Origin of the sequence: Rhizobium sp. BK418 (assembly GCF_004341105.1) — a bacterium.
Taxonomy (GTDB): Bacteria; Pseudomonadota; Alphaproteobacteria; order Rhizobiales; family Rhizobiaceae; genus Rhizobium.
Genome location: NZ_SLZK01000002.1, coordinates 524,444 through 547,087 on the forward strand (window position 1 = coordinate 524,444; position 22,644 = coordinate 547,087).

19 protein-coding genes are annotated in these 22,644 nt (G+C 59.4%); 12 read left to right on the forward strand and 7 right to left on the reverse strand.

What is annotated here, in order from left to right; translation table 11 throughout:
• Window positions 1-20 precede the first annotated feature (20 nt).
• The 4 genes from ybaL (at window position 21) to EV281_RS08625 (ending at window position 5,726) form a co-directional block, all read left to right on the forward strand.
• A complete protein-coding gene (ybaL, locus tag EV281_RS08610; protein ID WP_132652676.1) occupies window positions 21-1,844 on the forward strand; it encodes a YbaL family putative K(+) efflux transporter in 1,824 nt (607 codons plus the stop codon).
• A 13-nt stretch (window positions 1,845-1,857) separates the two neighbouring features.
• Window positions 1,858-2,277, forward strand: coding sequence for a hypothetical protein (locus EV281_RS08615; RefSeq protein ID WP_132652677.1), 420 nt, complete (start codon window positions 1,858-1,860; stop codon window positions 2,275-2,277).
• 86 nt (window positions 2,278-2,363) lie between these two features.
• Window positions 2,364-4,913, forward strand: a complete 2,550-nt coding sequence (gene secD, locus EV281_RS08620) for a protein translocase subunit SecD (protein ID WP_132652678.1) — start codon at window positions 2,364-2,366, stop codon at window positions 4,911-4,913.
• A 96-nt stretch (window positions 4,914-5,009) separates the two neighbouring features.
• Entirely contained in the window at window positions 5,010-5,726 is a 717-nt protein-coding gene (locus EV281_RS08625) for a HAMP domain-containing sensor histidine kinase (protein ID WP_132652679.1), read from the forward strand.
• 101 nt (window positions 5,727-5,827) lie between these two features.
• Here EV281_RS08625 and EV281_RS08630 read toward each other — a convergent pair whose 3' ends face one another.
• The 3 genes from EV281_RS08630 to EV281_RS08640 form a co-directional block, all read right to left on the reverse strand.
• On the reverse strand, window positions 5,828-6,265 hold the full coding sequence (locus tag EV281_RS08630) for a response regulator (RefSeq protein WP_132652680.1): 438 nt from the start codon (window positions 6,263-6,265) through the stop codon (window positions 5,828-5,830).
• Between the two features lie 30 nt (window positions 6,266-6,295).
• On the reverse strand, window positions 6,296-7,000 hold the full coding sequence (locus tag EV281_RS08635) for a helix-turn-helix transcriptional regulator (RefSeq protein ID WP_132652681.1): 705 nt from the start codon (window positions 6,998-7,000) through the stop codon (window positions 6,296-6,298).
• 449 nt (window positions 7,001-7,449) lie between these two features.
• Complete coding sequence (locus tag EV281_RS08640; RefSeq protein ID WP_132652682.1) at window positions 7,450-7,821, reverse strand: response regulator; 372 nt, start codon at window positions 7,819-7,821, stop codon at window positions 7,450-7,452.
• A 260-nt stretch (window positions 7,822-8,081) separates the two neighbouring features.
• Between EV281_RS08640 and EV281_RS08645 the strand changes: the two genes are divergently transcribed.
• The 4 genes from EV281_RS08645 to EV281_RS08660 are packed head-to-tail and all read left to right on the forward strand — an operon-like array spanning window position 8,082 to window position 13,842.
• Window positions 8,082-10,169, forward strand: coding sequence for a PAS domain S-box protein (locus EV281_RS08645; protein ID WP_132652683.1), 2,088 nt, complete (start codon window positions 8,082-8,084; stop codon window positions 10,167-10,169).
• A complete protein-coding gene (locus EV281_RS08650) occupies window positions 10,156-10,581 on the forward strand; it encodes a response regulator (RefSeq protein WP_132652684.1) in 426 nt (141 codons plus the stop codon). The genes EV281_RS08645 and EV281_RS08650 overlap by 14 nt, the downstream gene beginning before the upstream one ends.
• A gap of 3 nt (window positions 10,582-10,584) precedes the next feature.
• A complete protein-coding gene (locus tag EV281_RS08655; protein ID WP_132652685.1) occupies window positions 10,585-12,180 on the forward strand; it encodes a response regulator in 1,596 nt (531 codons plus the stop codon).
• A 21-nt stretch (window positions 12,181-12,201) separates the two neighbouring features.
• Window positions 12,202-13,842 carry a VOC family protein gene (locus EV281_RS08660; protein ID WP_184327261.1) on the forward strand — a complete coding sequence of 547 codons (1,641 nt, stop codon included), beginning with the start codon at window positions 12,202-12,204 and terminating at the stop codon, window positions 13,840-13,842.
• Here the strand turns inward: EV281_RS08660 and EV281_RS08665 are convergent, their stop codons facing one another.
• The 4 genes from EV281_RS08665 to EV281_RS08680 all read right to left on the reverse strand — a co-directional run bounded on the left by EV281_RS08665 (window position 13,843) and on the right by EV281_RS08680 (window position 18,590).
• Window positions 13,843-15,540 (reverse strand): hypothetical protein, encoded by a 1,698-nt coding sequence (locus EV281_RS08665; RefSeq protein WP_132652687.1) that lies wholly within the window; start codon window positions 15,538-15,540, stop codon window positions 13,843-13,845.
• A gap of 64 nt (window positions 15,541-15,604) precedes the next feature.
• Window positions 15,605-16,498 carry a DMT family transporter gene (locus EV281_RS08670; protein ID WP_132652688.1) on the reverse strand — a complete coding sequence of 298 codons (894 nt, stop codon included), beginning with the start codon at window positions 16,496-16,498 and terminating at the stop codon, window positions 15,605-15,607.
• A gap of 80 nt (window positions 16,499-16,578) precedes the next feature.
• Window positions 16,579-18,066: an FAD/NAD(P)-binding protein gene (locus tag EV281_RS08675; RefSeq protein ID WP_132652689.1), complete on the reverse strand. Its 1,488-nt coding sequence runs from the start codon at window positions 18,064-18,066 to the stop codon at window positions 16,579-16,581.
• A 95-nt stretch (window positions 18,067-18,161) separates the two neighbouring features.
• Window positions 18,162-18,590: an OsmC family protein gene (locus EV281_RS08680; RefSeq protein WP_132652690.1), complete on the reverse strand. Its 429-nt coding sequence runs from the start codon at window positions 18,588-18,590 to the stop codon at window positions 18,162-18,164.
• Between the two features lie 154 nt (window positions 18,591-18,744).
• On the opposite strand from EV281_RS08680, the gene EV281_RS08685 reads away from it, so the two are divergent.
• Genes EV281_RS08685 through ligD form a run of 4 tightly spaced genes read left to right on the forward strand, consistent with a single transcriptional unit; the run spans window position 18,745 to window position 22,637 of the window.
• Window positions 18,745-19,014: a hypothetical protein gene (locus EV281_RS08685; protein ID WP_132652691.1), complete on the forward strand. Its 270-nt coding sequence runs from the start codon at window positions 18,745-18,747 to the stop codon at window positions 19,012-19,014.
• A 15-nt stretch (window positions 19,015-19,029) separates the two neighbouring features.
• Window positions 19,030-19,263, forward strand: a complete 234-nt coding sequence (locus EV281_RS08690) for a DUF2188 domain-containing protein (RefSeq protein WP_132652692.1) — start codon at window positions 19,030-19,032, stop codon at window positions 19,261-19,263.
• 12 nt (window positions 19,264-19,275) lie between these two features.
• Window positions 19,276-20,118, forward strand: coding sequence for a Ku protein (locus EV281_RS08695; protein WP_132652693.1), 843 nt, complete (start codon window positions 19,276-19,278; stop codon window positions 20,116-20,118).
• Window positions 20,119-20,120: 2 nt separating this feature from the next.
• Complete coding sequence (gene ligD, locus EV281_RS08700) at window positions 20,121-22,637, forward strand: DNA ligase D (protein ID WP_132652694.1); 2,517 nt, start codon at window positions 20,121-20,123, stop codon at window positions 22,635-22,637.
• The last annotated feature ends 7 nt before the right edge of the window (window positions 22,638-22,644 follow it).

Here is a 22,644-nt window from a genome sequence, read left to right on the forward strand (position 1 = left end):
TTCCAGATCGGGAGAGCACTATGCCACACGATACGCCTTTGATTTCGACCATCGTCGGGGGCCTCGTGCTGGCATTCATCCTAGGCGCCATCGCCAATCGCCTGCGCCTTCCGCCTCTCGTGGGATATCTTGTCGCAGGCGTTCTCGCCGGTCCGCACACGCCGGGTTTCGTTGCTGATCAGAGCCTCGCGCCTGAGCTTGCCGAAATCGGCGTCATCCTGCTGATGTTTGGTGTGGGCCTGCACTTTTCGCTGAAGGATCTGCTTTCGGTGCGTGGCATCGCGGTGCCGGGCGCCGTTGTGCAAATCGGATTCGCCACCTTGCTCGGCTGGGGACTTGGCGCGCTTATGGGCTGGCCGACGGGGGGCAGCCTCGTCTTCGGCCTCGCGCTTTCCGTCGCTTCGACGGTCGTGCTGTTGAAAGCGCTTCAGGAGCGGCGCCTCGTCGAAACCGAGCGCGGACGCATTGCTGTCGGCTGGCTGATTGTCGAGGATCTCGCCATGGTGCTGGCGCTGGTGCTGATCCCGGCAGCCGCGAGCATTACCGGTGACGGTCACGGTCCTGTCGAGCCGCTTTCGGCGGGTCTCAACCGGCTCCTCGGCCTCGATCTCGGGGTCGGCGGCATCATCGCCATGACGCTGGTCAAGGTGGCGCTGTTCGTCGCTCTGATGCTTGTCTTCGGCCGCAAGCTCATTCCCTGGACCATGCACCGCATTGCTCATACCGGCTCGCGCGAACTCTTTCGCCTCGGAGTGCTGGCGATCGCACTCGGCGTCGCCTTCGGTGCTTCAAAGCTTTTCGGCGTGTCGCTGGCGCTCGGAGCTTTCTTCGCCGGCATGGTTCTGGCCGAAAGCGAGCTCAGCCATCGCGCAGCACAGGAAAGTCTGCCGTTGCGCGACGCCTTCGCGGTCCTCTTCTTCGTCTCCGTCGGCATGCTCTTCGATCCCTATATCCTGATCGAGCGGCCGTTGCCCGTGCTTGCAACCATCTTCATCATCGTCATCGGCAAATCGGTCGCCGCCCTCCTGATTGTCCTGCTTTTCAAGAAGCCGCTCAGCACCGCGCTAACGATTTCAGCAAGCCTCGGGCAAATCGGCGAATTCTCCTTCATCCTCGCAGCGCTCGGCGTCGAACTCGGTCTACTGCCGGGGGAAGGCCGCGACCTCATCCTTGCCGGCGCTATCATCTCGATCATTCTCAACCCGCTGCTGTTCTTCATCTGCGACCGTATGCGGCCGCTGCTGGAAAGCCCGAAGCGCGAGGAGCCGGCGGCAGAAGCCGCTGCTCCGGCGGCCGATCCCGGACACGCACATGAAGAAGAGCAGCTCGAAAGCGATGAGGTTCATCCGACGACTCTCAGCGGCCACGCGATCCTCGTCGGTTATGGCCGCGTCGGCAGCATTGTCGGCCAGAACCTGAAATCGTCAGGCACGCCTTTCCTCGTTATCGAGGATTCCGACAAACGTATTGCTGAACTGCGCACCCAGGGCATTGAAGTGCTGTCAGGCAACGCGGTCGCCCGCGAAACACTCGATCTCGCCAATCTCGCCGGCGCGCGCAGCCTCGTCGTCGCCATTCCGAACGCCTTCGAAGCCTGCCGCATCGCAGAGCAGGGGCGCGCGGTCAATCCTTCGATCCTGATCGTCGCGCGCGCCCATTCCGATGCGGAAGTGGAGGAGCTGCGGCAATACGGCGCCGACACCGTGATCATGGGCGAGCGGGAAATTGCGCTTGGCATGGTTGACCGGCTCGCCCAAGTGCATCATGACAGTGCACCCTATGAAGACGGCCCCTCGGCTGGTACAATCCTGCCGCCGGTGGTGCCTTCGCCGGAAAAAGAATGAGAGATTGGCGCCTTTGAGCCGATGTGGGAGTGAAATTGCCGAGACAGGAGAGACGGAGCTGGAACAGCGCCGCCTGGCAAGCCGTATTGCCGCTTCCGTGGTCATCGCGATTTTCGCCTATCTCGGCCTGCTCTTCGGCGGCAATATCGTCATTGGCCCGTCGTCTGCGCCGAACAGCCTGTCTTCCTCCAGTCGGGATTCGCAGCAGACGCAGGTGACGGCGCGCGACGCTATCCGCGGGCTGCTGATCAGCGACCGCAAGCTGGCACCGAAACAGCAACTCCAGGATGCCGGCCCGGCCGCTCTCAATGCTGCTCCGGCGCTGCAATTTGGCGACTGGCGCCAAGTTGCCCCGGCATCCGAATTCGAGGCTCCGCTGCGCTCTGCCGCCGCCCGGGCCTACCAGTCCCGCGCACCGCCGCTGGCTGCCTGAATCACGTCGCCTTCGGGCGCTTCTGATCCAATAGATACGCCGTAGCGCGATGGCGCCGGCCAAAGCATTATCCAAGGACTTAAAACATGCGTAATTCACCATGGCTGGTGTTCACCTATTCGGTGATCATCGTGCTCGGCCTGTTGATCGCCCTGCCAAACGCGCTGCCACAGAGCGTTTTGCAGCGCGTGCCCTCCTGGTTGCCGCACAACCAGGTTTCTCTCGGCCTCGACCTTCGCGGCGGTTCGCACCTCGTGCTCGAAGTCGATGAAGCCGACCTCACCAAAGAGCGCTTGAATTCGCTGCTGCAGGACGCACGCCGGGTGCTGCGCGAAAAGAACATCCAGCCGAAGTCGGTCGTGCGCAACAACAACAATATCGTTGTTTCGCTTGCCGACCCATCGCAGAGCGACGCGGCCGTCACCCAGCTTCGCACCCTTGGCAATGTGATCTCCAGCGGCATCAGCGCCGGCCAGTCCGACCTTGCGGTCACGGCCGACGGCGGCAACATTACCATTGGCTTCTCGCCGGCCGGTATTGCAACCAATGTCGACAATGCCGTCGCGCAGAGCCTTGAAGTCATACGCCAGCGCGTCGACCAGGTCGGCGTTGCCGAGCCGACGATCCAGCGCATCGGCGCAAACCGCATTCTCGTGCAGCTTCCGGGTGCGCAGGATCCGTCCCGCCTTCGCGAGCTTCTCGGCTCTACCGCCAAAATGTCCTTCCATATGCTCGCCCCGAACGGCCAGGCCGGTCCGGGTGTGACGATCATGAAGGATGACCAGGGCAACTCCTATCCGGTTCTCGATCGCGTCGAGATTTCCGGCGACCGCCTCTCGGATGCTCGCGTCAGTTTCGACCAGAGCCAGCAGCCGGTCGTCACGTTCCGCTTCGACAGTGCCGGTGCAACCCGCTTTGCCGATATCACCCGCCAGAATGTCGGCAATCCCTTCGCGATCGTGCTTGATGACAAAGTGTTGAGCGCGCCCGTTATCCGCGAGCCGATCACCGGCGGTTCGGGCCAGATCTCTGGCAACTTCACCACCGACAGCGCCAATACGCTGGCGGCCATGCTGCGCGCCGGCGCCCTGCCCGCCAAGCTGACCGTCATCGAAGAACGCACCGTCGGCGCCGACCTCGGCGCGGATGCGATCCGCATGGGCCTCTATGCCGGCGTCGTCGGCTTCGTGCTCGTCGCCGCCTTTATCCTGGTGCTCTACGGCACTTGGGGCATCCTGGCGAATATCGCACTTCTCATCCACACGATCCTGACCTTCTCGGCGCTGACGCTTGTCGGCGCGACACTGACCCTGCCCGGCATTGCCGGCGTCGTGCTCGGTATCGGCCTCGCGGTCGACGCGAACGTTCTGATCAACGAGCGTATCCGCGAAGAAACCCGCAAGGGCAAGAGCGCCTTTGCGGCCATCGACACCGGCTTCCGCCGTGCCTACTCGACCATCATCGACGGCAACATGACAGCGCTTATCGCAGCCGCTATCCTGTTCTGGTTCGGCTCCGGTCCGGTTCGCGGTTTTGCCGTCACCATGGCGCTCGGCCTCATCATCTCGATGTTCACCTCGGTCGCCTTCGTGCGCGTGGCGATGATCGAGATCACCCGTCGCCGGAAGATGAAGGTCCTGAACATCAAGCCGCTGATCCCCTTCAGCCCCTACGATAAGCATATCCAGTTCATGAAGGCGCGCTTCTTCGGCGTGACCGTCTCCGCGCTGCTGTCAATCGCTTCGATCGCCCTCTTCATCTATCCGGGCCTCAACTATGGCGTCGACTTCCGTGGCGGTATCCAGATGTCGGTGAAGACACAGGAAGCCGCCGATCTTGGCCGCTTCCGCGAGGGCCTGAATGGCCTTGGCCTCGGCGAAGTGGCACTGCAATCCTTCGGCGACAACAACACCATGCTGGTGCGCGCGCAGCGGCAGGAAGGCGGCGAAGAGGCTCAGACCGCAGCCGTCACCAAGCTCAAAGCCGAGATCGTCAAGATCGACCCGTCCGCGATCGTCACCGGCACTGATGTCATCGGCCCGAAGGTCAGCGGCGAGCTTGCCTGGGCAGGTATCCTGTCCGTCGTGATCGCCAGCCTCGCGATGCTGTTCTACATCTGGTACCGCTTCGAATGGCCCTTCGCGGTCGGCGCTATCGTCACCCTCATCCTCGATGTGACCAAGGCGATCGGCTTCTTCGCGCTGACGGGGCTCGACTTCAACCTCACAGCCATCGCGGCGATCCTGACGCTGGTCGGCTATTCGGTAAACGACAAGGTCGTCGTCTATGACCGCATGCGTGAAAACATGCGCCTCTATAAGTCGATGCCGCTCCGCGAGATCATCGACAAGTCGATCAACGAAACACTAGCACGAAGCCTCTACACAAACGCAACCGCCTTCCTCTCGCTGCTGCCGATGGCGATCTGGGGCGGCAGTGCGGTCGAAAGCTTCGCGATCCCGATGGCTTTCGGCATTCTCGTTGCGGCCGCGTCCTCGATCTTCATCGCAGCACCGATCCTGCTCTTCCTCGGCGACTGGCGCCGCCGTCATGCCAAGGCAGCCGCGCCTTCGAACGATGCAGCCGTGGAAATCATTCCGCCGGATGCCGGCCAGCCACGCAAAACGGCAGGCTGAACCGCCGATATTTAAGTTGAACTTGGAGAGGGCGCCGGTTGCACAGCCGGCGCCCTCTTTCTATGTTCGCTTTAAAGAGATCGGGAGCACCGTCACATGTCTTCCAGCCCGACGCCGAAGAAACCGGAAACCGTTTCCACCGGGTATCAGGAGGAGCGTATCAAACGCTTCCTCGCAACCGCCGCACACGACCTGCAATCGCCTCTCCGTCACATTGCCATGTATGCGGAAATGTTGCTCGACGATCTGGAACCGATGCTGGACAGTGAACAGCTGCAGAGCCTCAAGACGATCATGGACAAGGCCCAGACGGCACAGCGGCTCACCAAGGCACTGATGAGCCTTGCGGGAACGACCCCGCAAGTCACCATCGGTGACGTGCACCTCGCAGACGTTGTGCGGGATGCCTGGAGGCAGGTGCTCGAGGAATCTCCCGCCGGCGGCGCGACATTCGATGCGGAGAATCTACCCCTTATCCGCAGCGATGCTGCGCTTCTGACCATTGTCATGAAGCACCTCTTCTCCAATGCGCTGGCCCATCACGGCACCGCCGCGCCGCATGTTCGCATAAGGGCCGCACGGGAGGGTGCAGATTGGCGCATCATCGTTGGCGACAATGGCTGCGGCATCGAGCCGGCCTACCAGGACAAGATCTTCGATGCCTTTTGGAAGCTGCCGAAGGCCGGCGGTATATCTGGTCCGGGGTTGGGTCTGACGACTACTCGCGAACTGCTCAGCGCGCTCGGCGGCGATATCAGGCTAGACTACTCCGACGAGAACGGCAGCCGCTTTGCGATCCGTCTGCCGGCCTGACCAAAGCGCGCAGCAATCTTACAGATTTGCTTAGCGGGCTCTAAGCCCGGGCTTTCGCGTATCGTTGTCGCAAAACCGCTGCACACTTTGGGCGACATGCCCTAGGCGCTGTAATCGTCCTTCCAGAAATCCGGCACGTCATAGGTCACGTATTCGCGGAGGATGTGCTGCAAGGTTTGCACGTCGATCTCATCCTTACCAATCCGGAAGTCTACACCGTATTCTGGGAATTCCTGGAAATAATTGCCTGAAATATCGGTCGAGATGACGCCGATCGGACCGGTATAGCCGATGCCCCTGAGCTCTGGCACAGTTTCGCGAAAATCTGCGTTCGGCAATAAGCGGTTGTCGAGAAGAATGAGATCGAAGCGGGCAGCCTTCACCTTGTCCAGTGCATCTCCGATCGATTGCGAATATTCGACATCGACGCGCGGTTCGGGAAGATCCGCGATCTTCTTCTTGAGCGAACGGAACTCGATGAATTCGTCATCGACGAACAGTACCTTCACCGCATTCCTGCGTGTTGCTTCCGCACTCATCGTTTCATCTTTCCCTGACATGACGCCAGCTCACGAAACCAGACCGTTTCGCAACGCAATCGCCACCATATGAACGCGGTTGACGGCATCGAGTTTTCGGACCGCGGCCGTTATATGCGAATTGACGGTGTGTTCGGAAAGGCCGAGGATGATGGCAATTTCTGCGGAGGTCTTGCCTTCGCTCGTCCACTTGACGATTTCGGTTTCGCGCTGCGTGAGCCGACCTGACATTTCCTGCGTCAGGATTTCCTCATACAATTTGTCGAAGATGCGCATTGCATCGAGCAGGATATCCGCCACTTCGCCCTGGTCCGGCTCCTGACGCTGGCCGCTGAGCACCAGACAGTAGCGACGTCCTTCAGGCGTAAACAGCGGAATGAACAGGAATGAGCTACCGCTGAATTCATTGAAGATGAGGTCTGACGGATAACCTTCTATCGCCGTACTTTTCCCGTGAACCGGTGCCGTCAAAAACTGTGCCGTCCGCGCCTTCGCGGTTCCGAGCGCCTCCTTGAGGGTCTTGATGAAGAGGCTCATGCGCCGTTCGACGACATTGGTGATGACAACTTCGCGTTCGCCGAAAGGGGTAGCGACTTCCGAGATGCGCGCCAGAGTAAAATTATCGAAATTGTAATGCTGTGCGGCCGCCTTCAACAGTCGAAAAAAATCCGTGCGATTGATGGCCCGGCTAAGTTCCGGACCTGCATGAAAGGGGACTGCGCCAGCATTGGTCATTCCCACTCTTCCTCCTCCCCAATTCCCAGTCCGCCGATCCCGAAATCTTGGGATATACGTCTTAAACGCGAACAGTTACAAAAATTGCGAGGCAGTTGATGATCGGTAACGAAACGGGGGCCTTTCGATATCGCAGGCGGAGACATCTCGACTACAGGTGGTGCATAGGGCAGTTTACGCGAATAGTGGCTCTTACCTAGGTATCCCAATCTCTCTGCATTCAACATCCATGGATGCGGAAGACAGTGCCAGAAGTAAGCGCGGGAGAGCCGGTCGGTCTTTCAGCTAAGGGGTTGGCTGACGTTCGTGGCGGCGAACACGGATCGGGCGGCTCTCTCAGCGCTTTTTTCTTCTCTTTGGTTGCATCTTGAAATGCACCGCCAAGCTTGTCAATTGTGCTTTCTTGCGGTCATCTACCTTTGCATGCGCAGAGATTGCGGTTATCGCAATCACCGATTGCCAACGATGCCTGCGAAATCCAGTGGCTTCTCCAGGTAGAAATCGGCTCCGGCAGCAAGCGCCCGTTCACGGTCTTCCACCGCATCCGAACCGCTGCAAACACCAAGACGCATGGCAGAAAAGCGGTCATCCCGCCGCAGTTGCGCGATCAGCCCGCTACCGCTGTCGAGTGGCATGTAGAGATCGGCGATCAGTATATCCGGCACGCCTTCGCCTCCTTCCAGACGCCTCTCAAGCGCCTCGAATGCGGCCTGCGCGGTGGAAAAGCAGAATAGATCAATATTCACCTGCTGTTTCTTTCGGATATAGTCGAGATAGAAGAGATCATCCCTGCTGTCGTCGACGTAAAACAAGATCGGCATCTGGCCCCACAATCCGGATATTGTTTTCGTTCGCCCCTGCATTGTCCTTCGCTGGGACATTAACGCCACTTCACTAAAATTCGATATCGACCTTCAAGGATTTGCTGTCGAAAGCATGTTTCACGCAAAAAAATCTGCCTATTGAGTATTCGGCGATTTCGGAAAAAATATCTTGCCAACAGGAATGTGGCAGGGAGGTAGCGCGCGTGGGGGATGCCGTTAGATCAGGTCGACACGGTGCGGAAAGCAAACGCTACCGCATGATCGCGCTTATCATCGGCTGTCTGCTGGTCCTGCTCGGTCTGACCGCCCTGATTGGGTGGTTCCTCGAGATCGAAATTATCATCTCGATCGTACCGGGCTTTCCGTCCATGGCGTTCAATACCGCCCTCTGCTTCGTGCTCTCGGGTATCGGTCTCGCCATGTCGATGGAGACGGGCAAGCGCTATCGCATCGCGTCCTCCATTACGTGCGGCCTTGCCGCCCTGCTTTCCGCGGTGCGCCTGACGGAGATCATCACGCTCGGCCGCACGATTCACAATGTCGATGTGTTCCTGACACAGTTTGTCATCTCTCCAGCCTTTGCCGAGCAGATCGGCGGCGGTATGGGGCCGAACACGGCGCTGATCTTCCTGATATCAAATCTGTCCATTCTCCTCGCTCTCCACGAGAGGGAGTGGCGCGGACAGCTTGTACAGGAACTCACCAGCTATATCGCGATCACACTCGGCATGATCGCGCTTGCCGGATATGTCACCGATGCCGAACAGGGGTATCGCTGGGGTCCCTATGCCGCGATGGCACTGCATACTGCTATCGGTCTGGTGGCTTTCGGCTGTGGGCTTCTCGCCAGATCCTGGTGGATGTTGCCAGCCAACAGGGCGCAAATCCCCCTCTGGATACCGGCAACGATCTGTTTTACGGGACTCGTCGTTGATCTCTATACACCGCTTGGCGTGGCGAACGGTATTCTGTATGTCCCGCTCGTGATGACGGCGCTCTGGTTCGGCAATCGCAACGCCCCGATCTTCTTCGCTTTCGTTTGCACCGTCCTGATCCTGCTCGGTTTCTTTGCCGTCGATTATCCACAGGACGAATTCTGGCGAGAGGCTGCCAACCGCTCGATCACAGCTGCGACGCTCTGGCTGGTCGCCATCTTCGTCTTCTATTTCATGCGCAATAGTCAGCATCTGGAGACGGAGCGCATCCGCTTCAGCGCGCTGGTGCGTAATACGCCTGACGCGGTTATCAGCATCGACGATGCGGGCTGGATCACAAGTTTCAATCCCGCTGCCGAGGCGATGTTCGGCTACACGCCGCAGGAGGCGATCGGCAACAACATCAAAATGCTGATGCCGGAACCCTATCATTCCGAACACGACACCTATCTCGGCAATTACCGCCGCACTGGAGAGGAACGCATCATCGGCACGACGCGCATGGTTTCCGGCCGGCGCAAGAACGGCGTGATCTTTCCGATCGACCTCTCGGTTAGCGCTATCGTCACGGGCTCGGGCAAGACCTTCGTCGGCATCGTGCGAGATATCAGTGAGCGCGTGCAGCAAGAAGAGCGGATGAAGACAACGCTCGTCCAACTTGAGGAATATACCGCTGATCTCGAACGCTCCAATCACGATCTCGATGAGTTCGCTTATATTGCCTCGCACGATCTCAAGGAGCCGCTGCGCGGTCTGCACAATCACTCCCGTTTCCTGCTGGAGGATTACGAAGACAAGCTCGACGAAGACGGCGTGCGCCGGCTGAACCGGCTGGTCCGCCTCAGCCAGCGCATGGAAAAGCTCGTCAACGATCTCCTTTATTTCTCGCGCATCGGCCGCCAGCAGCTCGCCGTCAAGCGAACCGATATCGGCACTATTGTCCGCGACGTCGTGTCCACCATGGAGCTTCTTCTGGAGGAGCGGCATGCGAAGGTCATCATCGATGGCGTGCTGCCGGAAGTCATCTGCGATGCTCCACGTCTGACCGAAGTGTTTCGCAACCTCGTGACAAATGCCGTGAAATATAACGACAAGCCCCTGCCACTCGTCAGCATCGGCTATCTGGACCATTATTCCGGCCAGGATGGGACGGCGGCGCGCAACGTCTTCTATGTGAAGGACAACGGCAAAGGCATACCCCAAGAATTCTACGAGGATATTTTCCGCATTTTCAAACGGCTCGAAAAATCGCAGGATTCCGACGACGGCACCGGCGCCGGGCTCACCTTCGTGCGCAAGATCATTGGGCGTCACAATGGTGAGATATGGCTTGAATCCGAAGTCGGCGTCGGCACGACATTTTATTTCACTCTGGGAAGGAAGCGCGAGGGGCAGAATGCAGCAGCGTGACACGCAACCGATCCTCATCGTCGAGGACAGTGAGGACGATTTCGAAGCGACCATGCGGGCATTCAAGCGCACCAATCTGCGCAATCCCATCCGCTGGGCCGCCTCCGGACAGGAGGCGCTCGACGCGCTCGCGTCCATGGCACCGAAGCCCGGCCTTATCCTGCTCGACCTCAACATGCCGGGTCTCGACGGTCGCAAAACGCTGGAAGCGATCAAATCCAACGCGCATTGGCGCAAGATCCCGGTCGTGATCCTGACGACATCGGACGACGAGCGCGACATTGAGGGCTGCTATGCACTCGGCGCCAATACCTATGTACAGAAGCCGGTCGATCTCGACGGGCTGTTCGCCGCCATCCAGCGGCTCAAGGAATACTGGTTCGAAATCGCGATCCTGCCCCTAGAGGACTGACGTTTGGCGGAAGACTGCAGCGTTCTCATCATCGACGACAGCATAGACGACCGAGAAGCCTATCGCCGCATGCTGGCGCGCTTCTCCGGCACGAACTATACTATCATCGAGGCCGAGAGCGGTGACGAGGGTCTTACCCTCAACAGCCAGAGGCGCCCTCACTGTATCTTGCTTGACTATTCGCTTCCCGGCCGCGACGGCCTTGGCGTGCTCTCGGAAATCCTCGAGCAGGATGCCGCCGCCAATGTGGTGATGCTGACCGGCCAGGGCAACGAAACCGTCGCCGTCGAAGTGATGAAGAGCGGCGCGCGCGACTATCTCACCAAGGACGCGCTTTCGCCCGAGACGCTGCATCGCTGCATCCAGAATGCCGTGATGCATGGCGCGCTGGAAGCAAAGCTCGAGCAGAAGCGGCAATCGCTGGAGATCTTTACCCGCGCCATGGCGCATGATCTGAAGGAACCGCTGCGAACGATCAAATCCTTCAGTCGGATCCTGCACGGCTCTGCCGATCTGCCGGCCGAAGATCGCGAACTCCTCGACTATATCCTGAGCGCCGCCGACCATATGGAGGACCTGATCGTCAAGGTGTCGGGCTTCACGAGGCTTGAGGTTTCGAGCGATCTCGAGCTCAAGCCGGTTTCGCTGTCGGCAGTACTCGATCAAGTGGAGCACAATCTGCATCAGCAGATCGAAAGCCGGCAGGCGATCATCATCCGAGGTCGATTGCCGGAGGTGATGGGCGATGCGACGCTGCTCATCCAACTCCTGCAGAACCTCGTCTCCAATGCGATCCGCTATTGCGATGATACGGTGCCTGAAGTGTGCATCTCGGCCGTCACAGAAAGTGGTACGTGCCGTCTGGCGGTCAGCGACAACGGGCCGGGTATCGATCCCAATCATCGCGAATTGATCTTCCAACCGTTCAAGCGTCTTGTCGGCCGCGGTATCGAAGGCACCGGGCTTGGTCTTGCAATCTGTCGGCGCATCGCGCAGCTTCATGGCGGCTCGATCTGGTGCGATGCAAAGATCGGTCGCGGCGCGACTTTCCTTCTCGAAGTGCCGCTTGCCGAGATATCAGGCGAGCGCCCGGTGGCCGCCGAGCAGCCGCAGGCGGCAAAGTCATCCGACCATACGAGCGAAAGCAGCGGCAGACTGGCCGAGGTATTGCTGGTAGAAGACAGCCCGGCGGATATCCAGCTTCTGAAGATCAAGCTGATGCGGCGCGAGAAGGTGAACTTCAACCTGCATGTGGCCACCAACGGCCGCGAGGCGATGCAGCTTCTGGAGCAGCGCGCCGGCATTGCGGACGAGCCGCAGATCGACCTGATGCTGCTCGACATCAACATGCCGATCATGGATGGTTTCGAGGTGCTGCACGCACTTTCGGCCGACGAGCGGCTGAGCCGGATTCCGGTCTGCGTGCTCAGTACGTCAAGCGACGAAAGCGACATGCAACGGGCAAAAGATCTCGGCGCGCTTGCCTATATGGTCAAGCCGCCGACGCTCCAGCAACTGGAGGAAGCACTTGAAGATGTCGACACACTGGAGCTCTTGCCGCGCGGTGACGCACTTGTGCTTTTTGCGGAACAAAACTAGGAAAACATCATTGGCACGGGTATGACGCTGGCAACGACACTCTTACTCGCTCTCCTGGCCTCGCCTTTTCAATTTGGGCTTTCGTCAATGGCTTCAGGCATACACCATATCACCCTGATCACCCGGAAGGTGCAGGCGAATGTGGATTTCTACGCCGGATTCCTCGGCATGCGTCTGGTCAAGCAGACGGCCGGCTTCGAGGACGCAACCCAGCTTCATCTCTTCTACGGCGATGCCGAGGGCACGCCAGGCTCACTCGTCACCTTTCTCGTCTGGGAGGACGGAGCGCCCGGTCGTGCAGGCTATGGCCAGATCAGCGAAGTGTCGTTGGCAGTCGACCCCGCCAGCATCGGTTACTGGCTGACGCGGGCCATGCGTTTCGGTTTCCGCTCCGAAGGTCCGGCAGACGAATTCGGCGAACCGGTGCTGCGGATGAAGGATCCGGATAACGTCATCGTCAAGCTTGCCGGTGCCAAGGATCTGAAATCACCAGCTGTCTGGGATGGCGCCGATGTGCCGGTTGAGCATGCCATACAGCGTGTGCGTGGCGCGACGATGCTGACCGAACGGCCGACTGAGAGCCGCCATTTCATCGAAAGCCATTTCGCTTACCGGTTCTTCGCCAACCGTGGCACGATTGACCGCCTCGTCTCGCAGTCGGGCGACATCATTGACGTGCGCGATGCGCGCGGTTTCTGGTCCGGCGCACCGGGTACCGGCACGGTCGACCATGTGGCCTTCCGAGCAGATGACGACGAAGCCGTGCTCGCGGTTCACAAAGCGCTCGAAAAGGAAAACGCCTCGGCAACCAATCTGCACGACCGCAAATACTTCCGCTCGCTCTATGCTCGTGAGCCCGGCGGCACCCTGGTGGAGCTTGCCACCAACCAGCCGGGCATGCTGGTGGATGAACCGCAGGCGACGCTCGGTACCAAGCTCTTCATTCCGCCAAAAGATTCGATTACCAGTCTCGATGATCTGAAGGTCGTGCTGCCGCAGTTTTCCATGCCCGGCAAGCCGCGCATCAACTATCGCGACCTGCCGTTCGTCCACCGCTTCTATACGCCACCCGATCCAGACGGCAGTGTTTTCGTGCTGCTGCACGGCTCCGGCGGCAACGAGACGACTCTGATGCCGCTGCTGCACAAAGTCGCTCCGCGCGCGACGCTTCTCGGCGTGCGCGGCCGCGCGACCGAGGAAGGCTTCCCGCGCTGGTACAAGCGCATCACGCCCTTCTCTTTTGATCAGGACGATATCAAGAACGAAGCCGAAGCCTTTGCTGCGTTCATCGAAGGTGCAGTCAAATCCTATGGTCTCGATCCGAAGAAAGTCGTCTACGTCGGCTATTCCAACGGCGCGAATCTTCTGAATTCGCTGCTCTATCTGCATCCGAACCTAGTGCATAAGGCTGTGCTGCTGCGCTCCATGCCGGTACTCAACACCTATCCGCATGCTGATCTCAAGGGAACCGACCTGCTCGTCATCAGCGGAAAGATGGATGCTTACGGCAAATATGCAAGCGAGCTGGAAGAGCGGTTGAAGACCTCGGGCGCGACTGTCGATTCCGATATCATCCCCGGCGGTCACGACCTCGGCGACGCCGACGTGCCGATCATCCAGAAATGGCTGCTGCAGGAGAACAAACTGCAGGAAACTCAATAGCTACCAGTGGAAGCGGTCGGGACAAGACGTCGGCACGATATCCGTCGCTGGCGGCGCATTGCGGTCGATGGCATAGAGCCTTGCAAAACCCTCGTCCTTCACAAGATTGACACCTTCCGGCATCACCTCGCCGACATTCTGATCGACCACATCGGCATTGAGGACCAGGACGAAATCGAACTTGCTGCGCCAGTCGACAAGATAGGGTGTGAAGCCTGCGGCTTGCGCCATCAGACCTGGGCAGGAGAGCACGCCTGTCGAAAAGAGGCTTCCTTCCGGCACCGATTTCTCCAACCAGGCAGGAAGAACGGCGAGTGGTTGTTTGCCGCGCGCGCTGAAGAGGGTCGGGACGAAAGCATGCGCCAGCGGGACGGCGATCGTCGGCAGGTGCCGGAAAGTATCCTCGGTGAATGCGTAATGCCGCTGATCGGATTTAATCTCGGCAAAGGCCGGATCGTGCTGCAGCGGCAGAATCGCAGAGCCCGCGGGGACGGCTTCGAGCACCCTCTCCACGCTTGCAACATCTGCCTGGCCCCGCCACCAGTTGAAACCGATCCACGCCGTCCGGCCGAAGACGACGATGTTCAGAACAAGGAACAGGATCAGGGCCTGTCGCCTACCGACCTTTTGAAAGGGGCAGATCATCGCCATGCCGACAAGGGCGGCCATGATCGGAAAGCGCCAGCTTATCCATCCAGTGCCGAAGGCATGCCGTGGCGAGAGGATGGACAGGACAAGAAGGCCCGCCGCAGTGACGGCAAGCCCCGCGTGGACGCGCAGGTTTTTCCCGGCAAGCGCCCTGCTGCAGACCAGCAGGATCGGTACGAGGAAAATCGCGTCGATGAATGCAACATAGGTCCAGATGGCCGAGAGCAGGTTGGAAACCAACAGCACCGGGCTGTCGTTCCAGTCCGCGAGGATGTTGCCGACCTGACTTCCCGGAAGATCGGCTGCAGTCAGCGCCAGCGCGGCCGGCGGCAGCAGACAGGCGATCATTGCGGCCACAAGCCTGCCGGCAAGGCGCAGAACTGCCGAACGAGATTTGACGACATCGAAGCGCCAGGAAAACTCCAGTCCGCAGACAATTGCGAGGAAGAAGCCTACCGAAAACAGATGGACAATGGTGAGCAGTAGCGAGACTGTCACCCGCCACAGGAACAGCCTGATCGCGGAACCAGACTGCAGGCGATGATCCAGCGTCGCAAACAGCAATGCGAGGCCGAGGCCGATCTGAAAATTGATGAAACCGCCGATCAGCGTGGCGCACCAGGCGAAATATAGCATGCCGATCTGCCAGTAATAGCTGCCGCCGAACAGGTGTCGGTGCAGCATGATGGCACCGAACGGCGGCAGGACAATCGCTAAAAACAATAGGATACGAGCGAGCAGCGAGACGCCGATGAAAGGACCGATGAAGCGCGCGAGCAAATCAATGCCGACATTCGTGAAGGCACGGTCCCACTCAATCCCATAGATTTCGGGGAATGGTGCCTCCCTTATGCCGCCGGCAAGCAGCCACATGCGAGCATAGTGGTTCGGATAATCGAGGAGCGGTGGAAATTTGAAGGTTGCAACGAGGATAGCGATCACGGCGATGAAGCAGAGCAGAGGCGCCGTTGAAACCTGCCGCACGGCAACGTCCCGCGGCTTTTCCACCGCGTGAATTTCAGCTGAAAATATTTGATTAAGGTTCGCCATAGCCGATCCTGTCCGAACTTCGGGACAGGTCTAGCAGCCAATGGTCAAGCTTCCTTTAAGCGGGTCACCCTCGCCTTGCGATCATGATGCCGGCAAGAACGATCAAGCCGCCCAGAGCTTGCATTGCGGTGATCGATTCACTGAGAAAAGCCCAGGCGAGAATGGCCGCCACGACCGGCTGGAGAAGCAACGTCAGCGAGGAGAAAGCCGCTGGAAGATAGGCAAGCGCGTAGGCAATCGCCACCTGCCCGCCCGCATGGCTGACAAAAGCCAGGCCGAAGACCACCGACCAGCCGTAGACGCTTGCAGGCAGCATGTGGCCTTCAAAGAAGAATGCGAGCGGGAAAATTCCGACTGCAGCGGAGGCCGTGCTCCACAACATGATGCGGATCGTATCAAAACGGCTGCGAAGCGCGCCAATCGCCAGGATGTAACAGGCGTAGAAGAAGGCGGCGATCATGGCGACGCCATCACCGCGCAAATCGCCACTGCCAAAAGCGGCAGGTCCACCCTTCAGGACGACCACGCCGGCCAATGCCAGGACCAGGCCGAGTACGAAGACGCGGGTCACTTTGGCGCCGAAAAACAGGAAGCCGATGACGGTCACGAAAACCGGCGCAAGATTTGCGAGCAGCGTTGCATTGGCAACCGAGGTCATGGTGATTGACAGGTGCCAGGCGGAGAGATCCAGCGCCAGCACGGCGCCCGGCAGGATCAGCATCCCGTAATCGGAAAGGTTCTTCGGTTTCGGCCCCGTATCCTTGCGCAAAACCGAGAAGATGAAGATCGGGATCAGCGCCAGCGCCACGCGCCAGAAGGCTGTCGCCATCGGCCCGACTTCGGAAAGCCGCACGAAGATCGGCGATCCGCCGATCGCCGCACCGCCGAGAATGAGGGCGATGAGCGGAAGGCGGCTGGACGAGGGAGTTTCGGAAACGGCGGAAGCGGCCTGTGACATGAGATCTCGATGCTTTCTGCGCAGCTTACTCGCAAGCCACGGCTATGCCGCCACTATCAGAAGTCGCGCGCTGACGACAGTCAAAGAACGACAGATCGATCAGAAATAGGTCGTAAATTATGCCGCGCGGCGTCTTTCAGCTTTTCAGTGATTTCGCGGGCGATGAAGACCGTATGTTCGGTTATCTGCGGCAATCCCATCAGTTCGCCGAAAGTACCGCGGGCAAGCGGACCGGAAATGAGCAGGGATGAGATCACCCGGCCATCCGGTCCTAGTGCTTCGGAGTGTTCGGAACAGGCAAGGCCGAGGCCGGTAGGATCAAGAGCGAGATAACCATCCCGCGCAAGCTCGCCGAGCCAGGGCTGTGTCTCCAAAATGCCGCCATGCGCCGGACCGGTCGTGACTATGACTGCGTCGAAGATCCGATCCACTTTTGCGCGGGCATGTCGCGGCTGCAGAGTGACGCGGATCGTTTCATCTTCGATCCTTGCATCGGCGAGAAATGCCGCCAGGATCTCCAGTCGGCCGCCTTCGACCGCCATATCGAGAACTGCCTCGACCTGCGGGGCGATGCGGAAACGATGCACATCCCAATAGGGTCGCAAATGCCGGACGATGCGCCGCCGTTCGGCAACCGGCAGTGCACGCCAGACATCGTGGCCTTGAGAGCGAACCTGATCGATCACCGCATGCCAGCTCAAACCCTGTTCGGCCGCCTGACGGATGGTAAGCCTTACCTTACGTAATAAAGCAGTTGCCGAAAATGCAGGCTCAGTGATGAAATCACCAAAGGCCTCTTGTGGGACCTCCGCGTGACCGCGTGAACGCAGACCGCGGCGGGAAATGGCGACGACTGGACCTTCATGACCGTTTCGCGCAAGGGACGCGATCACGTCCGCTGCCGTCAGCCCATTGCCGATGACGAGAACCCTATCTTGCGGCCGCACGACTTCAAGGGCACCTCGTTTCGTGGTGTCCGCGATGAAACGTGGATGGCCGGCTAGAGTGGCGGCTAGCCTGCCAGGTGCGGCTGGTGGCGGATGGCTGGTGGCGATTACGACGATTTCAGCTTCGGTGAGGCCACCCTTATCATCGAGGATCACCCAGCCGTCGGTCTTGCGATGAACGGCTGTCACGGTTAACCGACGATGACGGATGGCCCCCGACTTCAGGAAGGGTTGCAGAAGCGAGCCGACATAATCGCCAAAGACCCGGCGGCGCGGGAAAAGCTGACCATTCTCGCGCGTGGCTTCGGGATCGTCGCGCACGGCATTGTTCGCCTCGATCCAGCGTTGGAATTCTTCCGGATCATCCGGCTGCAGGCTCATCTTGGCAGCCGGCACATTGATGCGATGGGCAGGGTCGACTGTATCATAGGCAAGGCCGCGGCCAAGCATGGGACGCGGCTCGAAGACCACGATATCGGGTATGTCGCTGCCGACAAGCTTCAGCAGATGATAAGCGACGCCACCGCCGGAAACGCCGCCGCCGATGATGGCGACGACCGGCCGATGAGATTTCTGTTCCGTCGAAGGCTTTATCTGGGACTGCATCTGGGCCGGCATCATTTCATTCGATGCCCGAGCATAAAAGCAGCGCGGAGACTGCGCAATGCTTCCAGCCTATCGTCTATATTTTTTATGGATAATCCATGACGGCCCGATCAGCCGGAGATCGTGGTCGCGAATTCCGGCGTACCTCTGATCGTATTGCTGACCGTACAAATCTCGTCTTCGGCCATGTGGGCGATCTTGCGACGCGTTTCCTCGTCGATATCCCCCTTGATGGAGAAAGCGATATTGAACTTGGCGACACGAGACAGGCCTTCCGTTGCCTTTTCGCCGGTCACATCAGCAGTGATTTCGGTAATCTTGTCGAGAATGCCGAGCTGGCTTGCTGCCATGCGAGCACTCAAAACGAGGCATGCCGAAAGCGAGGAATAGAGCAGATCGAGCGGATTGAAACCCGGCTGGGACGGGCTGGTGACGATATCGAGTTTTCCGCCGGTTACCGACGTGACATGTGGGAAGCCGGTACGGCCGAGAACGGCGTTTGCACCTGTGGGACGGGGACGAGCCTTGAGATCGGCCATTTTGAAATCCTCTATCGAGTACAGGTCTGAGATAATGTTTCCGGCCGAAAGCCGCAATGCGGCGATTTGATTTTCGCTTGGTTGCCCAGCGGAACCTTTCCATCAGTCATTGGTTTTTTCACCTGAGCAATCTGATGAAGAGGCAGGATTTTCCATGCCCGACATCCGCAAGATCAACCGCAAGCCAACAAGCCGTATGGACGCGCGCGACCGGCTGATCGTTGCGCTCTATGCGCAGCTCAGGGCCGAGCGGGAAACACGTGAGACATTGGAATGGGCAATCCGCAACGGTGCAATTTCCAACGACGTGCTGGAGGCGATTGCGTCCGACCCGGTACCCGTCGTCACCAGCGAGGACATCGCATCGCTCGAAAAGATCATCGCGCTCGACGAGCGGCGTAGCCGCTCACGCGGCAACGGCTGACGAGAAGGAACACACATGGCCTATATTACCTATCAGATCGTTCCGCATGACAATGGCTGGGCCTACAAGCTCGGCGACACGTTGTCCGAACCCTACGCAACGCCGGAGCAAGCGATGGACCGCGCAAGGGACGTCGCCTCACGCCAGAAGATCGGCAACGGCGATGCGCTGCTTGCCTATCCCTCACCTGATGGCAGCGGCTGGAAATTTCAGCCGCTTGAAACAGATAAGAGTAGTAGCAGGCTTTGAACGGAGACGAGCATGGCGGCGCGCGCAAGCTGGAAGGGCCATCTGAAGATCGACGACCTTGCCTGCGCCGTTGGCCTCTATACGGCCGTCTCCTCGTCCGACCGTCTCTCCTTCAACATCATCAACCGCAGAACAGGGCATCGCGTGGAACGCCAGTTCGTCGACAGCGAAACCGGCAAGCCGGTGGAGCGCGACGACCAGGTCAAAGGCTACCGGATGGAGAGTGGCGACTATCTTCTCATCGAAGGCGATGAGATCGCCGAGATCATGCCGGAAAGCGACAAGGTGATGGACGTTAAGGGGTTTATTCCCTTCGACGGCATCGACAAGCTCTATTTCGACCGACCTTATTATCTGGCGCCGGTCGATGAACATGATGCCGAAGCGCTTGCATTGATCGCCCGCGGCATGCAGGACGGAAAGGTAGCGGCACTCGCCGAAGCGGTGCTTTTTCGCCGCAACCGCACGCTACTCATTCGCGCGCATGACGACCACATCATCGCAACCTTGCTGAACTTCGACTACGAGGTTCGCTCCGCGACTTCCGCGTTCAAAGACATTCCCGACATCAAGTTCGACAAGGAGATGCTGGAGCTCGCCGGTCATATCATCGGAACCAAAAGTGGCAGCTTCGACCCCAGCGAATATCACGATCGGTACGAGGCGGCACTTGTCGAACTCGTGAAAGCCAAGATCGAAGGCCGCGCGCCGCCGAAACGCAAGCGCGAGCCGGAGCGCAAGGTGGTGGATCTCATGGAGGCTCTGCGCCAAAGTGCCAAGATGGGCGGCAAGGCGCCGGCGAAAAAACCCGCTGTGCGTAAAACTTCCGATAGAAGCAGCAGAAAGGCGAGCTGACCATGGCGCTCGAAACCTATCAGGCGAAACGTGATTTCAAGATCACGCCAGAGCCGCGCGGCAAACAAGGCCGCGCGAAGGGCAATAGCTTCGTCATCCAGAAGCACGACGCCACGCGCCTGCATTATGATTTTCGCCTTGAGATGGATGGCGTGCTGAAAAGCTGGGCTGTCACCAAAGGCCCGAGCCTCAATCCGGAAGACAAGCGCCTCGCCGTCCATGTGGAGGACCACCCCCTCTCCTACGGCGATTTCGAAGGCACCATTCCAAAGGGCCAATATGGCGGCGGCACTGTGATCGTCTGGGACCGCGGCACCTGGACGCCGCTCGGCGACCCGCATAAGGCCTACCGCAAAGGCCACATGGAGTTCGAGCTCGACGGCGAGAAGCTTAGGGGGCGCTGGCATCTGGTGCGTATGCACGGAAAACCCGGCGAGAAGCGCGAGAACTGGCTGCTGATCAAGGGGGACGACGTGGAGGCCCGGCACGAGGGCGCGCCCGATATCCTCGAAGAGCGACCAGAATCGGCCAAAACCGGGCGGCAACTCGAGGAGGTCGCAAAGAATCCGGACGCCATGTGGCAGTCCAAGCCAAAGGGCGGCAAGGCGGTTGTGACCGAAGCACGCTCGCAGAAGGCACGCCCTCGTATCGCCGCAAAGCGCGACTGGCCGAGGGGCGCGAAAAAGGCGGCCATGCCCGACTTCACCGAACCGGAGCTTGCCAAGCTCAAACCAAAGCCGCCGATCGGCGAGCGCTGGATCCATGAGATCAAGTTCGACGGCTACCGGCTGCAGGTGAAGATCAAGGACGGGCGCGTGACGATGCTGACGCGCGGTGGGCTCGACTGGACGGAGAAATTCGGCAAGCACATTGTCGATGCCTTTGCCTCCCTGCCGGTCGCAACGGCTGTTATCGACGGAGAACTCGTCGTCGAGCGCGATACCGGCGCCTCGGATTTCTCCGCCCTGCAACAGGATCTCAGCGAGGGCCGTTACGACCGCTTCGTCTTCTACGCCTTCGATCTGCTCTATCTTGACGGTTACAGTTTGCTGGACGTAGGCCTTCTCGAACGCAAAAATTTGCTGGAAAAGCTGCTGTCCAACGACAGTGGTAAGCTGCGCTACAGCGCGCATTTCAATGAGAATGGCGGCCTGGTGCTTGAGCACGCCTGTCGGCTCAGCCTCGAAGGTGTCGTCTCGAAACACCGCGACAGCAAATATGTGTCCGGCCGAAACGGCGAATGGATCAAATCGAAGTGCTCGCAGCGCCAGGAATTCGTCATCGGCGGCTATGTGCCTTCCACTTCGACGAAGAATGCCATCGGGTCGCTCGCCATGGGCTATTACCAAGACGGCGCCCTGAAGCATGTCGGCCGCGTCGGCACCGGCTATACGGTCGCGACGGCGCAGATGCTTTACGAGCGGCTATCGGCGATGGAGATGAAACAGAATTCCTTCGACGATAAGCTGACAGCAGAGGAACGGCGCGGCCTGCATTACGTCAAGCCGCAGCTCGTTGCCGAAGTGGAGTTCCGCGCCTGGTCGGCCGATGGTAATCTGCGCCACGCGGCTTTCCGCGGATTGCGAGAGGACAAGCCGGCAAAGGATGTTGGGCGCGAGATGGAAAAGACGACGGCGAAAAACCTGCCGGAATCGGCAGTGCAGCTCACTCATCCCGACCGTATCTATTGGCCGGATGAGGGCGTTACCAAAGAAGGCCTCGCGGATTATTACGCGCAGGTCTGGCACTTCATGGCGCCTTATGTCGTCAACCGGCCGTTGGCGCTCCTGCGCCTGCCAGATGGCATTTCCGGCCACCAGCGCTTCTTCCAGAAACATGCCTGGAAGGGCATGAATGACCATATCGAGCAAATTACCGACCCCAAGGACAAGAGCGGTGAAAAGCTGCTGCGCATTACCGATTTCGATGGTCTCGTAGCGCTGGTGCAATCGGCCGTGCTGGAAATCCATCCCTGGGGCGCGACAACGGACAATTGGGAAAAGCCAGACATGATCACCATGGACCTCGACCCCGGCGAGGACGTGCCATGGGAAAATGTGATATCTGCGGCTTATGAACTGAAGGAGCGCATCGAGGGCGAAGGCCTCGCAGCCTTCGTCAAGACATCCGGCGGCAAAGGGCTACACGTGGTGACGCCACTGGAGCCCAAAGCCGGATGGGAGGAGGTGAAAGCCTTTGCCAAATGGCTTGCAGACAGCATGTCTGAGGATGATCCCGATCACTATCTAGCAACTGCGACCAAGGCAAAACGCAGCGGCAAGATTTTCATTGATTATCTCCGCAACGGTCGCGGCAATACTGCCGTTGCTGCTTATTCCGCACGCGCTCGTCCGGGTGCTGCCGTGTCCATGCCGCTGGAATGGAGCGAACTGACCACCGAAATCGGTCCTGCCTATTTCACCGTTGATAACACGCCGGCACGGCTGCAGGCGCTTTCCAAGGATCCGTGGGATGGGTTCTTTGCCGCGGCAAAGCCGCTTCGAAAGCGGAAGCGATAGGCTTCGC